The 17,723-nt window shown below is 68.8% G+C and carries 15 protein-coding genes; all 15 read right to left on the bottom strand.

Annotated features, from left to right (window positions below; translation table 11 throughout):
* Positions 1-56 precede the first annotated feature (56 nt).
* Positions 57-1,679 carry a DUF1302 domain-containing protein gene (locus tag BLQ74_RS07350; protein ID WP_090261886.1) on the bottom strand — a complete coding sequence of 541 codons (1,623 nt, stop codon included), beginning with the start codon at positions 1,677-1,679 and terminating at the stop codon, positions 57-59.
* 157 nt (positions 1,680-1,836) lie between these two features.
* Positions 1,837-3,204, bottom strand: coding sequence for a DUF1329 domain-containing protein (locus BLQ74_RS07355; protein WP_090261887.1), 1,368 nt, complete (start codon positions 3,202-3,204; stop codon positions 1,837-1,839).
* A gap of 104 nt (positions 3,205-3,308) precedes the next feature.
* On the bottom strand, positions 3,309-4,499 hold the full coding sequence (locus BLQ74_RS07360; protein WP_090261888.1) for a saccharopine dehydrogenase family protein: 1,191 nt from the start codon (positions 4,497-4,499) through the stop codon (positions 3,309-3,311).
* 72 nt (positions 4,500-4,571) lie between these two features.
* Entirely contained in the window at positions 4,572-5,939 is a 1,368-nt protein-coding gene (locus BLQ74_RS07365; RefSeq protein WP_212633130.1) for an NAD(P)/FAD-dependent oxidoreductase, read from the bottom strand.
* Between the two features lie 155 nt (positions 5,940-6,094).
* Entirely contained in the window at positions 6,095-7,339 is a 1,245-nt protein-coding gene (locus BLQ74_RS07370) for a helix-turn-helix transcriptional regulator (RefSeq protein ID WP_090261889.1), read from the bottom strand.
* Positions 7,329-8,204, bottom strand: a complete 876-nt coding sequence (locus tag BLQ74_RS07375; protein ID WP_090261890.1) for an SDR family oxidoreductase — start codon at positions 8,202-8,204, stop codon at positions 7,329-7,331. Before BLQ74_RS07375 ends, BLQ74_RS07370 begins: the two co-directional genes overlap by 11 nt.
* 122 nt (positions 8,205-8,326) lie before the next feature.
* Positions 8,327-9,475, bottom strand: a complete 1,149-nt coding sequence (locus BLQ74_RS07380; RefSeq protein WP_090261891.1) for an acetyl-CoA C-acetyltransferase — start codon at positions 9,473-9,475, stop codon at positions 8,327-8,329.
* A gap of 10 nt (positions 9,476-9,485) precedes the next feature.
* On the bottom strand, positions 9,486-10,556 hold the full coding sequence (locus BLQ74_RS07385) for an acyl-CoA dehydrogenase family protein (protein ID WP_090261892.1): 1,071 nt from the start codon (positions 10,554-10,556) through the stop codon (positions 9,486-9,488).
* Positions 10,557-10,568: 12 nt separating this feature from the next.
* On the bottom strand, positions 10,569-11,735 hold the full coding sequence (locus BLQ74_RS07390) for an acyl-CoA dehydrogenase family protein (protein WP_090261893.1): 1,167 nt from the start codon (positions 11,733-11,735) through the stop codon (positions 10,569-10,571).
* 2 nt (positions 11,736-11,737) lie between these two features.
* Complete coding sequence (locus BLQ74_RS07395; protein ID WP_090261894.1) at positions 11,738-12,496, bottom strand: enoyl-CoA hydratase family protein; 759 nt, start codon at positions 12,494-12,496, stop codon at positions 11,738-11,740.
* Positions 12,477-13,589: an NAD(P)H-dependent flavin oxidoreductase gene (locus tag BLQ74_RS07400; protein ID WP_090261895.1), complete on the bottom strand. Its 1,113-nt coding sequence runs from the start codon at positions 13,587-13,589 to the stop codon at positions 12,477-12,479. Before BLQ74_RS07400 ends, BLQ74_RS07395 begins: the two co-directional genes overlap by 20 nt.
* Entirely contained in the window at positions 13,586-14,491 is a 906-nt protein-coding gene (locus BLQ74_RS07405) for an enoyl-CoA hydratase (RefSeq protein WP_090261896.1), read from the bottom strand. Before BLQ74_RS07405 ends, BLQ74_RS07400 begins: the two co-directional genes overlap by 4 nt.
* Positions 14,492-14,516: 25 nt before the next feature.
* The gene (locus BLQ74_RS07410) at positions 14,517-15,329 is read right to left on the bottom strand and encodes a CoA-transferase subunit beta (protein ID WP_090261897.1); all 813 of its coding nucleotides are present in this window, start codon (positions 15,327-15,329) and stop codon (positions 14,517-14,519) included.
* Between the two features lie 10 nt (positions 15,330-15,339).
* Positions 15,340-16,221 carry a CoA transferase subunit A gene (locus tag BLQ74_RS07415; protein ID WP_090261898.1) on the bottom strand — a complete coding sequence of 294 codons (882 nt, stop codon included), beginning with the start codon at positions 16,219-16,221 and terminating at the stop codon, positions 15,340-15,342.
* A gap of 13 nt (positions 16,222-16,234) precedes the next feature.
* Complete coding sequence (locus BLQ74_RS07420) at positions 16,235-17,131, bottom strand: VOC family protein (protein ID WP_090261899.1); 897 nt, start codon at positions 17,129-17,131, stop codon at positions 16,235-16,237.
* Between the last annotated feature and the right edge of the window lie 592 nt (positions 17,132-17,723).

Below are 17,723 nucleotides of genomic sequence, written 5' to 3' on the forward strand. Positions count from 1 at the left end.
GGGGGCCGTGCCAGGCGCGAAAACCAACGACAGCGGATTCATCGCCGGCACCCTCCTCAGTAGCTGTACTTGGCGCTGAACGCCAGGTAGTCGCGGTCGGCCAACGGACGTTTCTCCAGGTTCGGGCTGCCGAGGAAGCCGTTGTAGGTCAGGCCCAGTTCCAGGTTGTTCAGGTACTTGCCGGTGACGCCGACGCTCATGCGCTTGTCGCCCTCGCCGACCAGGCCACCGAAGGCCCCGGCCACGGCGGCGGCGCCCTTGACCTGCTGGGCGAAGGACAGCGGCATGGTCATGTCCCAGCTGTCGATGACGTTGTTCCAGGACGGCGTCACCATCAGCTGGTAGGCCCAGGAGTTGCGGCTATTGGTGAGCTGGTCGTAGCGCTCCCCGGCGAAGCCGTAGGGGTCCACCTGGTTGACGTGCAGGTAGCTGGCTTCGGCGATGAAGGTGGTCTGCTCGGAGAACCAGCGCGGGCCGAGCAGGTATATCGCCGAGAGGTTCGACTGGGTGGCATCGGCGCGGGTCGCCACGGAGCCCAGCGGCGAGTCGACGAGCACCGGCACGCCCTCCTTGTAGCTGACCTCGCCGGCCAGGTTGACGTCGCCCAGGCGCGTCGAGAAGCTGGCGCCGTAGAGCGAGATGTCGTCGAAGTACACCACGCTGTAATCCACCGGGAGCATGTCCTGGTAGTTCACTTCGACGTTGGGGTTCTTGTCGTGGTAGCGCAGGTAGTAAAGGCTGATGTCGCTCTCGCTGGTCACCGCGAAGTGCGTGCTCACCCCCCACTGGCCGCTGTCGCGCGGATGCCGGTCGGGACCGCGCGGGATGTTGAAGCCCGGCGCCGCGCGAATGAACTCCGCGCCTGGACCGACCACGTCGGTATAGGAGAAGTAGGTGCCGACCGGGTCCAGTTCGGTGGGTTTGTACTCGTACTGGTAATAGGCCGAGACACCGAAGAGCGGGGTCAACTGCCACTGCGCCGAGACCTGGCCGACCGGCAGCAGGATGTCCTTCACCTCGGTACCGGGGACGTTGGCCTTGGTCGCATCGGCGGGCGACTGGGCGCCGGCGATGTTGGGGAAGAACAGGCTCTCGCCCCACTGCACCACCTGGCGCCCGAGGCGCAGGTTGAGCATCGACTCGTCGCCGGTCTGCAGGCTGCCGTAGACATAGGAGTCGAGCAGGCGCGTGCGGTTTTCTTCGAGCTTGCGCGCGCGCGAGGTGAACTGGTCGTGGTCGCCGCTCTTGTTCACCGTGTCGGGCGAGTCGTTGTCGTTGTAGTGGCGGTAGACATCGTCGTAGAAGCTGCTGACGCGCAGGAACGCCCCGTAGTTGTGGTACTTGATGTCGAAATCGCCGAGCAGCGACAGGCGATTGTTGATCAGGCTGCCACGCTTGAAGTTGCGGTCGCCGTCATCCGAGTTGACCGTGCTCGACAGCCCGGTCGCCGGGTCGGTCGGCCCGTCGACCAGCGTCTGCGACGGGTCGCGCAGGCGGTAGGCCGCGGCGTAGCTGAGGTTGATGATGTAATCGACATTGACCTCTTCGCCGAGGCTGAAGGTGCCCGCGAACGCCGGCGCGGCGAAGGGAATCACCGTCAGGCCGAGCATCCACTGCAACCAACGGCCACCGCGCAGACCGCCCGATCCCCCTACCGCACCGCTTGCAAAATGGTTCATCTACAACCTCCTGTTCGGCCACGCCGGCGTGGCACCTCTACGGGTGTCCGACGGCCGCGCAGCAGCCCCCCTGGCGACGGACGAGCCGTCGCCGGGGTGCGTTCATATGGAATATGTCAGTGAAGAAAGCCGTGTCCGGGCGCCGCGCCCGGCGCGTTCACTTGCCCGCCTGGCGGAGCATGTCGGTGGTGAACATGAAGGGCTTGAGGCGGTCGCCGTTGACCCGCGGCGGCGCGCCCTCGTTGGTCAGCCGGTCGGCCAGGTAGGAACCGGAAACCAGGTCGTGATAGACCGTGACGCCGGCCTGGAACACCTTGGCGCCGTAGGCGTAGTAGCTGTTGAGGAAGTTGGTGCGCCAGAGCTGGCCACGGGCGTCGTAGTTGTCCGCCATGATGGCGTTCCAGGAGTCCTCGTCGATGTACAGGACGCGCTTGGCGTACTGGTGGCGGTAGCCCTCCTTCAGGGTGGCTTCCAGCACCCAGACACGGTGCAGCTCGTAGCGCATCACGCTGGGATCGATGCTGCCGACCTTGAGCAGGTCCTGGTACTTGACCCCTTCGGCTTCGAGGCGATAGCCGTTGTAGGGCACGTACATCTCGCGCTTGCCGAGCATTTTCCAGTTGTAGCGTTCGGGGGAACCGTTGAACAGGCGATCGTCATCGATGGTGCGGAAGCCGCCGACGCCCAGCGGAATGTCGAAGCCATAGCCGGGGGACTGGCGCACGCGGCGGGTGCCCGGGTTGTATTGCCAACTGGTCTGCGGGTTCTTCGCCTCGTTGAAATAGGTGTAGGTCAGCGACACTTCGCCCTTCTGCCGATCCGGCTTCAGCGTGGTCACCCGCGACAGCGCGAAGACCCCGTCGGTGGGCTGGCCGTGATAGTCGTCGCCGGTCAGGTCGAGGATCTCGAAGCGCATCTGGCCCCAGGCGATCTTGCCGTCCTGATAGACCACGGCCTGGTCGTACACCGCGTCTTCCTCGGCGGCATAGGCCGGCAGGAGGATATTGCGCAGCAGTTCGTCACCGTTCTTCGGGATCGGGAAAGGCGTGCCGCCGCGCAACGCGCGCTCGCCCATGTTGCCGTCTTCCAGCTCGGCGCTGACGGCGTTCTTGCGGGTGATATCGCAGCGATAGTCGTCGTAGCGGAAATCCCGGTGCGTGGGATAGACCGGGATCGCGAAGCTGGACGGGTACTTGTGCAGCAACGCCTTCTGCCCATCGGAGAGACGCGCCTCGTACTGCGCCATGTTCTGCGCGGTGATGGTGTACAGCGGTTTTTCCGAGGCATAGGGATCGGGATGGCGCGTGCCCACGCCGGCGAAATGCAGGCCGGGCGGCGTGCCCAGCCAGGCGCCGCTGTAGGCGGGAATGCTGCCATCGGCGTTGCCGGCTTTCTCGGCGCCGATACAGGTGAGTTCACGACCGAGCTTTTCCGCCTCGACAGCGCTGACCGCCGCCAAGGCACACTGGCTGGTCAGCATCAACAGCGCCGCCAGGGGCAGCGCGCTACGCGATAGGATCTTCATATTGTCCTCTTCTTCTGCGAAGGCCCGGCCGCGCGCGGCGGCCAGACCGGTCGGCTTCGACAGGTAGCAATCCGGGGTCCGCCCGGCGGGCGGACGGCGCGCCCTCAGGCGTAGAGATCGCGCTGTATTTGCGTTTCGCTGGCGATGAAGGTCGCGCCGGTCTGTTCGGCGAAGGCGCGCACGTAGGCTTCGGCGTCCACGCTGCTCTCCGCCGCCAGCAGGCCCTGCCCGCTGACCTGGCCGGCCAGGTAGGCCTCGATGAACAGGCGCGCGCAGGTCGGCGTCGGGTCGGCGGTGCTGTCCTCGGTCTCCTCGACGGGCAGTTGCAGGTGCTGTTCGATCACGCTGCAGACTTCGGCGCCGTTGCGTAGGCCACGCACTTCGACACGCATGGCGACCGCCCAGGGCTCGTTGGACAGGTCCAGGCACAGGCTCTGCCGGCCGACCTCGCTGGACAGGTGGTGGGTGAGGAATTTCAGCGGCGAGATGCCCAGCCCCTCGATCACTTCGGTGCGGCCCAGGCCCAGGTCGATCATCGAGCGCCAGATCTCCGAGCCGGCTTCGGGGAAGAAGCCCAGGCGGTTGGTGACCTGCTCCAGACCCTTGATGAAGTGCGGCAGGGTCACGGTCTCGCCGTGGCCGATGAAGTACGCCGGATAGGCCTTGAACGGCGCCGCGTAGGGCACTTCCAGGCGCCCGCCCCAGCCGGGCATCTTGCGGTACTGGCCATCGACGAACTGCTGCACCTCGCCGCAGGTGATGTGCATCATGTGGTCGATCACCGCCGGCGAGAGCAGGTCGGGAACGAAGGGCACGGCGGTGGCCAGATGGATTTCCCGGGCGACGTCGAGGCGGTCGACGAGCATCTTGGCGATCACGTTGCTCAGGCCCGGCGTCGAGCCGCAGCCGATGATCAGCTTGATCCCGGCGTCGAGCGCGCGCTGCTGGAACGACGGGTCGAGGAACAGGGTTTCCGCCACGTCGTGGTCATCGTTGATATCGATGTAATCGACGCGCGCGCGCAGCGCCGCCTCGATGACCGGGACCGCGCTGCGGTAGAACGGGCCGACGGCGTTGAACACCAGATCGACGCCATCGAACAGCGCATCCAGGCAGGCCGGATCGAGGACATCCGCCTTGGCCGCACGCACCTTGCCGCCCAGTTCCGCCGCGAGCTTTTCGGCGCTGCCGAGATTGAGATCGGCGACTACGTAATCCAGTTCGGGGTGTCGCGCCACCAGTTGACGCGCGACATTGGCCCCGACATTACCGCAACCCAACAGCAAGATCGTCATGCTTACCTCTCTCGTTTTAGTTGTTGTGTAAAGCCATTCTCACTATCGGCGCGGAAGATCCCGGGGGCGCGCTCAGACCAGCTTGAGCCGGTCCGCCAGCCTCGCCACGGGGATCATCACGCGTCGGATCTTGGTCTCGAAGAGGCCCTGGAAACGCACCGCCCTGGGCGTCTCCAGCGGCAGCAGGGCCGCGTCAGGACGATCCTCGGCGAGCGCCCCGGCCAGGCTCATGCCCAGCAGCGGGCCCATCACGTTGCCCCAGGAACCGAGGTTCATCAGCGCCAGCACGCCATCGGCGACCTGGAACAGCTTCGGGTAGGAAGCCTCGTAGACCGCCGAGGAGTTGGCGGTCATGCCGGTCCAGTAGGACTCCAGCTCGATCGGCGCCTCGCGCAGCGCCGGATAGGTGCGGCGCAGGTAACGCAGGAAGTAGTCGAAGTGGGTCTGCGCGCTTTGCGCCCGTCCGGGGCCGGGAATGGTCGCGGTGACCAGCCGGCCGCGGCCGTCGATCACCAGCGGATAGAGGCCGGCGGGGTATTGCATGAGGGCGACCCGCGCCGGGTTGACCGCGTCGAGCAGCGCCTTGGGCAGCGGGCGCGTGGCCAGGCCGCAGGCGACCAGGGGGAACTGGGTGCGGTTCAGCTCGGGGAAGAAGGCGTTGCCGGCGTGGCCGTTGGTGCAGATCACCACGCGCGCCGCGCGCACGCTGCCGGTGGCCGTGCGCACGCGCCAGCGGGCGCCCTCGCGCTCGCAGGCCAGCACGCAGGAATTGCCGTAGACCCGCGCCCCGCCGCGCACGGCGGCGGCGACCAGGCCATGGGTGAACAGGTAGGGGTTGACCCGACCGCCTTCGCGCCAGTGGATGCCATGGCGGTAGGCCGGGCTGCCGAGCATGTCGCGCAGGGCGTCGGCCCCGACGACCTCCAGGTCATAGCCCAGCGCCTTCCACTGCTGCGCCTGGCGCTCCAGGGCGGCGTGCGGCCGGATGGCCGCTTCGAGCATGCCGCAGGGGGCGGCGTCGGCCTCCAGGCCATGCTTGCGGCACAGGTCGAACACGATGCCGCGGTGCGCGATGAAGGTGTCGAGGAAGCGCCGTCCGCCATCGGCATGGGCGCGCAGCGGTTCGAGCGAGCCGAGGTAGGGCTGCACGTGCCCGGCGTTGCGCCCGGAGGCGCCGCTGGCCGGCTGGTCGGCTTCGAGCAGCACCACCTCGATGCCCTTTTCGGCCAGGTGCAGGGTCAGCGAGGCGCCCGCCAGGCCGGCACCGATGACCACCACGTCGCTATCGAGGTCGCGATCCAGCGCCGCGTAGGCCGGCGACAACTGCGCGGCCGGCCAGCCGCTGAAGCGGATCGGCACCACGCCGGACTCGTAGGCCTGGGCCACGGGAAACTGCGCGACCCGCCCGGCCGATGCATGCTGCTCGATGCTTCTGTTCACTCGCGACTCCTTGAATTCCGCGGCGAAGGTTGCCGCTCGGCGCCCCCTGTCGGGCGAGCCGGGACTGGCTTCAGTCGCTTCGATGCTAGAGAGGAGCGTGAGGCGCGCTCCAGTACCAACTGGTACTGAAAGCGGGATATCGGCGTGGGCTGCGCTCAGCGCAACAGCGCGCTGCTCTTGCACATCAGGCGCACCAGATCGGTCTGCCCCTTGATGCCGAGCTTGGCGTAGATGTTCTTCGAGTAGTTGCGCGCCGCGGTCACCGCGATGCCCATCTGCGCCGCCGCTTCGCTGATCGTCCGTCCGGTCGCCAGCCAGGCGGCGAGGCGCGCTTCCTGCCGCGTCAGCTCGAACAGCTGGGCGATCAGCTCCGGCGAATAGCCGCAGGGGGCCGGTGCGCTGGCGTCGCTCTCGGAGAGTTCCGAGAGGTGCAGGATCACGCTCGGCACATGCCGCCCCTGGTAGTACGGCGCCAGCGGCACCGGCGTGACCAGCAGGCCCAGCAGCACGCCGTCGCGCGCCTGCCAGCGGACCCGTTCGCCCGGCGGCTTGGCTTGTGGATGGCGCCGCGCGGCGATGGCCCTGGCGATGGCCGCCTCCAGGGCCTGGTGCGCCTCGCGGTCCTGGATCTGCAGCCGCCCCTGGGCGACGTCGATGCCCTGGTGCTGGGCGATGATCGCCTTGGCCGCGTGGTTCACGCCGATCACCTGGCCATCGCCGTCGAGCAGCAGGCAACCGAGCACCAGGTGGTCGAGGCTGCCCTCGTAGACCGACTTCTCGGTCTCCTGGCGGCGCATCCGCGCGTACAGCCCGAGCGCCCGGCTGAGGTGCGCCACCAGTTGCTGCAAGAGTCGCCGCTCCTCGCTGGAGTACGGCAGTTCCGGCAACTGCCGTGGGCGCACCACGTCCACCCAGCAGCGCATGCCGCCGGGCTCGGCGAAGCAGGTGCGCAGGCAACGGCCGATGCCGAGGAAGACGAAGTATTCGGCGCACTCGCGCTCGACATCCCCGGCGCCGAACTCCACCAGCGTCCCCGGCGCCACCGACTCCGGCCGCAGCAGCTCGATGTGGCAGAAGCGCTCGCGGTAGATCCGTTCGGCCAACAGCCAGTCGGTGCGGTTGTCCGGGTCCAGCGACATGACCTGGGTGTCGTGCGGCAGGTCGTCGGCATGGTGCAGGGTGATCGCCACGTTGCAGGCGGCGTACAGGTGCCGCAGGCGCTCGGCGAGGCCGAACCAGGGCTCGCTTTCGTTGATCCCCTCGTAGACCAGGCCGATCAGTTCCGGCAGGACCTCGGCGGCCTGCCAGCGGCTGTCCGGCTTGCCCTGGACGATCGACAGCCGTGCGGCGGCGCGCCCCTCGCGGATGCGCGCGATGGCCCGCGGGGGCTCAGCTGCCATAGACCTTCTGCGCCGGCCGCGCCTCGGCCAGCAGGCGTTCGATCACCCCGCCGAGTTCCGCCGGCTCGAAGCGCGCGCCCTTGTCGAACTCCGGGCCACGGCGCCAGCCATCGGCGATCGACAGCTTGCCGCCTTCCACCTCGAACAGCCGGCCGTTGACCTGCTGCGAGGCTTCCGAGGCCAGCCAGGTCACCAGCGGCGCGACGTTCTCCGGGGCGAAGTAGTCGAAGCCCGCTTCGGGTTTCTTCATGGTCTCGGCGAACACCTGCTCGGTCATGCCGGTGCGCGCGGCCGGCGCCAGGGCGTTGGCGGTGATGCCGTAGCGCTCCAGTTCGGCGGCCTGGACCAGGGTCAGCGCGGCGATGCCGCCCTTGGCCGCGGCGTAGTTGGACTGGCCGATGGAGCCTTGCAGGCCGGCGCCGGAGCTGGTGTTGATCAGCCGCGCGCTGAGCGCCTGCCCGGCCTTGGCCAGCTCGCGCCAGTGCTTCACCGCATGGCTGGCGATGCAGAAATGGCCCTTCAGGTGCACCGCCATCACCGCGTCCCAGTCGGCTTCGCCGAGGCTGGCGAACATGCGGTCGCGGCAGATGCCGGCGTTGTTCACCAGCACGTGCAGCGCGCCGAAGCGCTCCAGGGCGAGGCGCACGATCTCGCCGGCCTGGGCGTAATCGGTGATGTCGTGGCTGTCGGCGATGGCCTCGCCGCCCTGGTCGCGGATCTGCGCGACCACCCCGGCGGCGGCCTCGCGATTGATGTCGTTGACCAGCACCTTGGCGCCCTCGGCCGCCAGGGCCAGGGCGTAGGCGCGGCCAAGGCCGCCGCCGGCGCCGGTGATGATGACGACACGGTCTTTGCAAATGGGCATGGGGGTTCTCCTGGAAGTCTGCTGTGAAGCGCGGTGCCTCGGCCGCTCCCCAGGGCCGTCCGCGCGCGGGGCGGCCGGTGGCCCGGCCCGCGCGTTACGCTGGGGAGCGTGCGGGGCGCGCCCTAGAGGCGTTCGATGATGGTCACGTTGGCCTGGCCGCCGCCTTCGCACATGGTCTGCAGGCCATAGCGGCCGCCACTGCGCTCCAGCTCGTGGAGCAGCGTGGTCATCAGCCGCGCGCCGGTGGCGCCGAGCGGATGGCCGAGGGCGATGGCGCCACCGTTGACGTTGGTCCGCTCGTGCGGGTAGCCGGTCTCGGCCAGCCAGGCCATGACCACCGAGGCGAAGGCTTCGTTGATCTCGACCCGGTCGATGTCGTCCAGGCGCATGCCGGCACGCTTGAGCGCGTACTCGGTGGCCGGGATCGGCGCGGTGAGCATCCACAGCGGATCGTCGGCGCGCACGCTGAGATGATGGATGCGCGCGCGCGGGGTCAGGCCGTAGCGCTTGAGCGCGCGCTCGGAGACGATCAGCAGCGCGCTGGCGGCGTCGCAGGTCTGGCTGGAGACGCCGGCGGTGACCCTGTCGCAACCGAACAAGGCTTCCAGCTCGGCCATTTTCTCCAGGCTGGTGTGGCGCGGCGTTTCGTCGTGCTCGACGCCGGCCAGCGGCACGATCTCGCGGGCGAAATGGCCCTGCTCGATGGCCTGCAACGCGCGGCGGTGCGACTCCAGGGCATAGGCTTCCAGCTGTTCGCGGCTGAAGCCCCAGCGCTCGGCGATCATCTGCGCCGAGCGGAACTGGCTCGGCGGCGTCGCGCCGTAGCGCTTCACCCAGCCCGCGGAACCGCTGAACGGATCGCTGAAGCCGAGCGGCTCGGCGGCGGTCATGGCCGAGGAGATCGGGATCTGCGTCATGGTCTGCACGCCGCCGGCCACCACCACGTCCTGGGTGCCGCTGAGCACCGCCTGGGCGGCGAAGTGCACGGCCTGCTGCGACGAACCGCACTGGCGGTCCACCGTGGTGCCGGGCACCGCTTGGTCGAGGCCGGCGGCCAGCCAGCAGGTGCGGGCGATGTCACCGGCCAGCGGGCCGATGGTGTCGACGCAACCGAAGATCACGTCGTCGTAGTCGGCATCGGGAATGCCGTTGCGCTGCACCAGTTCGCGCAGCACATGGGCGCCGAGGTCGGCGCCGTGGATCTGCGCCAGACCGCCCTTGCGCTTGCCGGTGGGGCTGCGCAGGGCGTCGACGATATAGGCTTCTGCCATGGACGGTTCCTCAGTTGGCCGGGCGGGCGAAGGTGTGCCCGGCGCCGGTGGCGAGCCCTTGCTCGAACAGGGCCCGGCACAGCCGCGCCTTGTGCAGCGCGCGGTCGCCCCAGACCTTGTCCAGCGCCCAGGCGCGCTTCATGTACAGCTGCAGGTCGACTTCCCAGGTGTAACCCATGGCGCCGTGCACCTGGATGGCGTTCTTCGCCGCCAGCATGGCCGCCTCGGCGCAGGCCAGGCGCGCCTGGGACACATGCAGCGCGGCCTGCGCGTGGCCCTCGGCGAGGGACTGGGCGGCGCGGTACAGCGGGCCCTTGGCGAATTCGATGAGCACCGCGACGTTGGCCATCAGGTGCTTGACCGCCTGGAACGAGCCGATCGGCTTGCCGAACTGCTTGCGCTCGAAGCTGTAGTCCACCGCCAGGTCGACCATGCGCTTGGCCAGGCCGAGCAGTTGCGCGGCACAGGCCAGCGCGCCGCGCTCGAAGGCGCCGGCCCACAGCGCGCGGGCCTGCTCGCCGCTGGCGACGAGGGTGGCGGCACTGGGCGTCCAGCTCACGCTGTAGAGCCGCCGGCCAGGATCGAGGGAGACGCTGTGGGTCAGGCTCACCGCGGCGCGCGGCACCGCGTGGACTTCATCCTGGCTGCCGAGGAGCAGCAGGTCGGCGACGTGCGCGTCGGCCACCAGCAGGTTGTCCGGGTGGCCCACGGCCAGGCGCGCGCGGCCGGCGGCGATGCGCTCCAGCCACTCGGCCTTTAGTCCGCGCTGCGCGTCGTCCAGCGCCGCCAGCAGCGGCGCGCCGACCAGCAGGCTGTCGAGCAGCGGCTCGGCCAGGGCGGCGTAGCCGCACTCCTGGGCCAGCAGCACCCAGTCGGTTTCGTTCAGCCCCAGGCCACCGAATTCCTCGGGCACGTTGAGCGCGGTCAGGCCGAGGTCGGCCAGTTGCGCCCAAAGCTCGTCGCTGCGCCCGCTGTCGCTGGCCCAGAGTTCGCGCAGGCGCTCCGGCGTGACCTGGTTGGTGAGGAAGGCGCGCACGCTGTCCTGGAAACTCAGTTGCTCGTCGTTGAAGGTGAAGTCCATCTGCTCGATTCCTCAGGCGCGCGGCATGCCGAGCATGCGTTCGGCGATGATGTTGCGCTGGATCTCGTTGGTGCCGGCGTAGATCGGCCCGGCCAGGGAGAACAGGAAGCCGTCCAGCCAGCGCCCGACGTCGCCGGCCAGCGGCTCGCCGGGCAGCAGTTCGGCGCGCGCGCCGAGGATGCTCAGGGCGGTGTCGTGCATGCGTTGGTCCAGCTCCGACCAGAAGATCTTGTTGGTCGAGGACTCCGGGCCGATGCGCCCGCCCTGCTGCAGCCGCGAGGCGGTCATGTAGGTGCTCAGAGTGTAGGCCTCGGCGTCCAGCCAGGCGCGCATCACCGCTTCGCCGATGGCCGGGTCGCGGTCGGCCGCCTCGCGGTTGTCCAGGTACAGCTGCAGCAGGCGCCGCGCGGTTTCCTGGAAGCGCGCCGGCGAGCGCAGCATCAGCCCGCGCTCGAAGCCGGCGGTGGACATCGCCACGTGCCAGCCCTGGCCCTCGCCGCCGAGGACGTTTTCCACCGGCACCTTGACGTCGTCGAAGAAGATTTCGGCGAAGCCCGGCAGGCCGTCGAGCTGGGCGATCGGGCGGATGGTGATGCCCGGCGAGTCGAGCGGCACCAGGATGAAGGTCAGGCCGTGGTGGCGGCTGGAGGCCGGGTCGGTGCGGAACATGCCGAACAGCCAGTCGGCCCACACCGCGCGGGTCGACCAGGTCTTCTGGCCATTGATCACGTAGTGCTCGCCGACGCGCTCGGCGCGCGAACGGATCGCCGCCATGTCGGAACCGGCGCCCGGCTCCGACCAGCCCTGCGCCCAGACGTCCTGGCCGCGCGCCATGCGCGGCAGGAAGCGGGCCTTCTGCGCCTCGCTGCCAAACTCCATGAGGGTCGGGCCGAGCAGGAAGATGCCGTTCTGGTTGACCCGCGCCGGGGCCCCGGCGCGGTAATACTCTTCCTCGAAGATCAGCCACTCGATCAGGTCGCAGCCGCGCCCGCCGAGCGCCTTGGGCCAGGTGACCATGCCCCAGCGGCCCTCGTGGAGGAGCGCCTCCCAGTCACGATGCAGGCGGAAGCCTTCCTCGGTGTCGAACGACGGCAAGGGCTGCGCCGGCACGTTGGCGGCCAGCCAGGCGCGCGCCTCGGCGCGAAACGCGCGCTGGCCTTCGGTGTAGTTCAGGTCCATGGCTATTGTCCTGTGAATTGCGCGGCGCGCTTGTCGACGAAGGAATCGCGCGCCTCCTGGGAATCCAGCGAGCGATAGGCTTCGAGGGTGAAGCCCTGCTCCCAGCGGTACTTGTCTTCGAGGTTGCCGTCTTCGATGCCGGTCAGGGCTTCCTTGGCCAGGGCGATCATCGCCGGGCTCTTGGCGGCGATCTTGCGGGCGACGGCCAGGGCCGCGTCGCGCAACTGATCGCGCGGCACCACGCGCTCCACCGCACCGAGGCGATAGGCCTCGTAGGCGTCGATGGGCTCGCCGGTGAAGTACATGTGGCGCACCTTCTGCACCGGGAACAGGCGCTGCAGGTGGGCGCCGCCGCCCATGGCGCCACGGTCCACCTCGGGCACGCCGAAGCTCGCGCACTCGCTGGCCAGGACGATGTCGGCCGCGCCGCAGATGCCGATGCCGCCGCCGAGGACGAAGCCGTGCACCGCGACGATCACCGGCTTCGGATTGCGGTGGATGGCCTTGAAGGTGTCGTAGTTGCCTTTGTTGACGGCGACGATCAGGTTGCCGTCGGCCGCCAGTTCCTTGATGTCCACGCCGGCGCAGAAGCCCCGGCCCTCGGCGCGGACGACGATGACCCGCACCCGCGGGTCGCGGCCGAGCGCCTCCAGTTCGGCGGCGATGGCCGCCCAGCCGGCGCAGTCGAAGGCATTCACCGGCGGGCGGTCGAACACCAGCTCGGCGATCTGTTCCTGGATATCAACGCGAAACGGCTGCATTGCGGCTCTCCTGGGCGTTGTCTTGAGGGGGTTGCGGCGCCACGCGGCGGGCCAGCTCGACGAGCCGCGCCTCCGCCTGGGCGACGATGCTGTCGATCAGCTCGGCGCAGCTGGGCAGCGCGTCGAGCAAGGCGGCGACCTGGCCGGCGGGCAGCACGCCCTGGGCCGGCAGGCCATCGACCATGGCTTTCTGGATCACCATGGGCGCGTTGGCCGCCATCAGCGCCTGGGCCAGGCTCAGCTCGCCGCGCTGGCGCAGGGCCTGGAACATCTGGCCGAAGCCGATGCCGCTGAGGCGCCGGTAGGCCAGCGCGCTGCCCAGCGCCAGGCGCAGGCGGCGCAGCGCGCCGGCGCCTTCCAGGGCGTCGAGCAGTTCATTGCGGATCATCCGTTGCGGCAGGCCGTCGATGGCGCGGCTGGCGATCACCGCCGCCGGGTCGCGCACCGCCAGGTAGCGTTGCAGGGTGGCGGCCGGCACCGGGCTGTCGCGGGTCATCAGGAAGCGCGTGCCCATGGCGATGCCTTCGGCGCCCTGGGCCAGCGCCGCGACCAGGCCGGCGCCGTCATGCAAGCCGCCGGCGGCGACCACCGGCACCCGCAGCGCCGCGGTGACCTGCGCCAGCAGCAGCGCGGTCGGCACCGAGCCGGTATGCCCGCCGCCCTCGCCGCCCTGCACGGTGACGATGTCGGCGCCCATTTCCACGGCCTTCTGCGCGTGCTTGAGGGCGCCCACCGTGGGCATGCAGATCACCCCGGCATCCTTCAGCCGAGCGATCATCTGCTTGCCCGGCGAGCGGCTGTAGCTGACCGCCCTGACGCCATGGCGCACGACCAGTTCGACGATCTCGGCGGCGTTGGGCTGGTACATGTGGAAATTCACCCCGAACGGCTGCGCGGTGAGGCGCTTGGTTTCGAGGATGGCGGCTTCCATGTGCGCCGGCTCGATGGTCGCCCCGGCGAGGAAACCGAAGCCGCCGGCATTGCCGGTGGCCGCCACCAGGCGCGGATCGGCGACCCAGCCCATGGCGGTCTGCACGATCGGGTAGCGGCAGCCGAGGCGCTCGGTGAGGCGAGTGCGCAGATCGAGGCTCATGCGCGCGCCCCTGTCTGGCCGCTGTCGTCGCTCGGCAGCGGCGCCGGCTCGCGCTGCGAGCTGGCCATGCTGCGGGCGTCGTAGCCGCCCAGGCGGTCGCCGGAAACCAGTTCGTTGTGCGCGTGGGCGAAGTGGTGCAGGCCGAACACCATGTCCATGGTGGCGCGCTTGCCCATCAGGTCCTCGGCGTTGTTCACCGCCTGCTTGGCCAGTTGCAGGCCCAGGCGCGGCATTTCGGCGATGCGCCGGGCGACGTCGAGGGTCACGTCCTCCAGCACGTCGCGCGGCACCACCTTGTTGACCATGCCCATCTGCCAGGCGCGCTCGGCGCTCATGCGCTCGCCGAGGAAGAGGAACTCCTTGGCGATGCGCGGGTTCAGCTCGTGGACGTGGGCGAAATACTCGACGCCGGGGATGCCCATGCGCACCACCGGATCGCGGAAATAGGCGTCGTCGCTGGCGATGATCAGGTCGCAGACCCAGGCCAGCATCAGCCCGCCGGCGATGCAGGCACCCTGGACCATGGCGATGGTCGGCTTGGGCATCTCGCGCCAGCGCCGGCACATGCCCAGGTAGACCTCCTGTTCACGGGCGTAGAGGAACTCGCCGCCCGGTTTGTTGACATGGTCGTACCACAGGCTGGCGCGCTCGAAGCTCTGCTCCACGTCGCGCCCTGGCGTGCCGATGTCATGCCCGGCGGAGAAGTGCTTGCCGGCGCCGCGCAGGACGATGACCTTGACCGCGTCGTCGTCGCAGGCGCGGCGGAAGGCGGCGTCCAGCGCATAGGTCATCTTCGAGTTCTGCGCGTTGTGGTATTCCGGGCGCTGCATGGTGACCAGGGCCAGCGGGCCCTGCACCTCGTAGCGCACCACCTGTTCCTGGCTGCTGTCTTGCTCGTTCATCTGCGCGGCTCCGCGTCACGGGAGGTCAATGGGGCAGCGCCTGGGCGCGCACGCCCGGCGGGTTGTCCTTGATCTGGCTGGCGCGCAGGTTGTGCGGGTCCAGTTGCTGGATCAGCATCAACTGTTCCAGGGTCGGCGCCTTGGTGGTCGGGATGGCGTCGGGGATGTGCAGCGGGAAGCCGGTGGCGCCCTGCACCTCGTCGGCCGAGACGCCCGGATGCAGCGAACGGATGCGGATCTGCCGGTCCGGGCCGAGGAAGTCCATGACGCAGAGATCGGTGACGATCAGGCGCAGGTCGATCTCGTCGAACGACCAGCCACGCGCCAGGCGCGCCGGGTTGTAGCCCACCGAGGCGACCACATCGACCTCGCCTTCGACGAACACCCGGCGGTTGTGGCTGGGCACCAGGAAGGAGTTGGCGTGGTTGATCGAGTTGCCGGGGAAGCCGCGCACGCCGAGCATCTGCGACTTGGGCTTGGCGTGGTCGCCGATGCAGGAAATGTTGGCCTGGCCGAAGCGGTCCACCTGCACCGGCCCCACCAGCGCATGGCGGCGGCCACTCCAGACGTTGTCGAAGATGCGCGAGAAGCCCATCCAGCTGTCGAACTTGGGCTGGTAGCCGCCACGCGGGCCGAGCGGCACCGGCTCGGCGACCAGGTAGGCCTCGGAGTCGGTCATCATCAGTTCGGCGTTGCTGTTGAGCATGGCCAGGGCGGCGGCCAGGCGTTGCAGCACGCCGATGCCGGTGGCGAGCACTTCGCCGTTCTCGTGGAATGCCTCGGAAGCGGCGCAGATCATCAGTTCGGCGAGGCTGTAAGGCTGTTTGGTCTCAGTCATCTGGGTGTCCTCAGAACACGGGCAGCGGCAGTTTGCGGATGGCATCGAGCCCGCCGACCCTGGCGAGGTACTCGTCCTCGCCACATTTCACGTATTGCTCGACATAGGCCTGCCAGCCGTCCGGCTCGGCGGCCGAGGCGTTGTAGGCCTTGAAGTGGGGAACATCGAAGCCGTACAGCGGCGCGCAGGACGACGGGTGGGCGCCGCCCGGCAGGTGCACCACGCCACGGGTCAGGTTGCGCTCCCAGAACACTTGGCGCGCCGCCTCGGGGTGGTCGTGGAACCACTGGCTGTCTACCAGCTCGTCGCAGCTCACATAGGCCTGGCTGGCGGCGCGCACGAAGAGGTCGTCCATGTAGTGGTCGGGCCCGGCGATCTGGCAGACGCCACGGGCATCGGCGCGATCGACGTGGACCAGCGCGGCATCCAGCTTCAGCGCCGGCATCGCCACCCAGTCGCGGCCGTCGTCGTAGGGCGAGGCGATCAGCTTGAGCTGCGGGTTCAGGCGCAACACGTCGGTGCCCAGGCCCACCGCGGTCGGGATGAAGGGCACGCGCATGGCGGCGGCCTTGAGGCCGAGCAGGAGCATGCCCTCGTCGATTTCCATCACCTCCACCGCGCCTTCCTGGCGCGCCTTGCGGAAGTAGGGTTCGAGGGGAATGAAGTCCAGCGAGACGAAGGCGTAGACCAGCTTGCGCACCTTGCCGGCGGCGCAGAGCATGCCGACGTCGGCGCCGCCGTAGCTGACCAGGGTCAGGTCTTCGAGATCGGAGCGCAGGATCTCGCGGATCAGCGCCATGGGCTTGCGCCGCGGGCCCCAGCCGCCGATGCCGATCGTCATGCCGCTGCTCAGCTGGCCGACCAGGTCGGTGGCATTCATGCGTTTATCCATTGGCTGTTCTCCCTTAAGCGCGGCCGACGCTGAAATCGTGGCCCCAGTGGCTGACCACGGTGCTCTCGAATGGTGTGTGACGCTGCCAGTCCATGACCTTGCCGCCGCAGCCGTACTCCAGGTCGAAGCCGCCGGGGGTCTGCATGTAGAACGAGGTCATTTCGTCGTTGGTGTGGCGGCCCAGGGTGGCGGACAACTTCACTCCGCTGGCATGCATGCGGTCGAGGGCGCGGCCGACGTCGTCGAGCGCCGCCACCTCCAGCATCAGGTGCACGCAGCCGGACGGAATCGGGCACTCGAACAGCGCCAGCGAGTGGTGGCGGGCGTTGTTGCAGTGGAGGAAGTGGATGCGCTTTTCCGGCTCCGCCGGGTCATCGCTGAAGCGCACCTTCATCAGGTCGGAGAGGCCGAAGCCCATGACCTGCTGGTAGAAGTCCAGGCAACGCGCGAAGTTCGGCGCCGGCAGCACCGCGTGGCCCAGGCCCATGGCGCCGGTGACGAAACCGCTGACCCCGGCCGGCGAGACGAAGGGCCGGAAGTCCTGGCAGGGGCCCCAGAACAGCTCGTGGCGATTGCCGTCCGGGTCCTGGAACAAGGCCACTGCCTGCACCTTGCGCAGCGCGCAGTCGGCGGCATCGCCACGGACCACCTCGACATCGGCCTGCTGCAGCTCGGCGATGGCCTGCTCGAAGGCGGCCTGGCCGGCCACTTCCCAGCCGCTGGCGCCATAGCCGTCGCGCGCGTCGCGCAGCACCAGCAGGCGGAAGTGACGCTCGTCCATCTTCAGGTACAGCGCCCCCTCCGGCGCCGCCGCATCCACCATCAGCCCCAGCACCTCGCTGGCGTAGCTACGCCAGCGCTCCAGGTCGCTGGCCAGGACGGTCACGTAGCCCAGTCCACGGATATCCATCGGAGAAACTCCTCATCGTTGTCGCCAAACCGCGAGGGGTTGGCTGGTGATGGGGATTCAAACAGCGCGGCAAGGACGCAACATCGTCCAATGGGACTAGCGCGAAACGGGCGTGGTTGCTGGGGTTCGGGGGAAGTCAGGGGGGCCGGCGAGGAGTGGCCGGGCCGGACTGCGCGGATGCCAAGCGCGAATAGCAAGACGCCCTGCGCGCATCAGCCCCGGCGCGCCGTTCGGCAAACGGCGCGGTGTGACCGGGTGGCGGGGGCGCTGGTGCTGGCTTTGGGGTGAAAGCGGCTGTTTGTGGAGGGGGCTTTGGGACATTCTCTGCCGGTCGTGACCGGCAGAAACCGACCCATTGCCGCCGGTGGAAACCGGCAGAAATCGGCCGAGGCTGTGTAAAAACGCTCGCTCATATTCGAGGTTCACGTTGCTACGTAAGATTTGCGGAGGTTTTCTAGGCTGAACCGGCTGGAATTCGCAAGGAAGCGCGCAATTCGCTCGCTTTTTGAGCAGTCCCGATTCTCGAAAACGTTTTTACACAGCCTGGACCAAAAGCCGACACTTGCGCATCTGCGATCAAATTGCTTTGCGG

Source organism: Pseudomonas panipatensis (assembly GCF_900099785.1).
Classification (GTDB): Bacteria; Pseudomonadota; Gammaproteobacteria; order Pseudomonadales; family Pseudomonadaceae; genus Pseudomonas; species Pseudomonas panipatensis.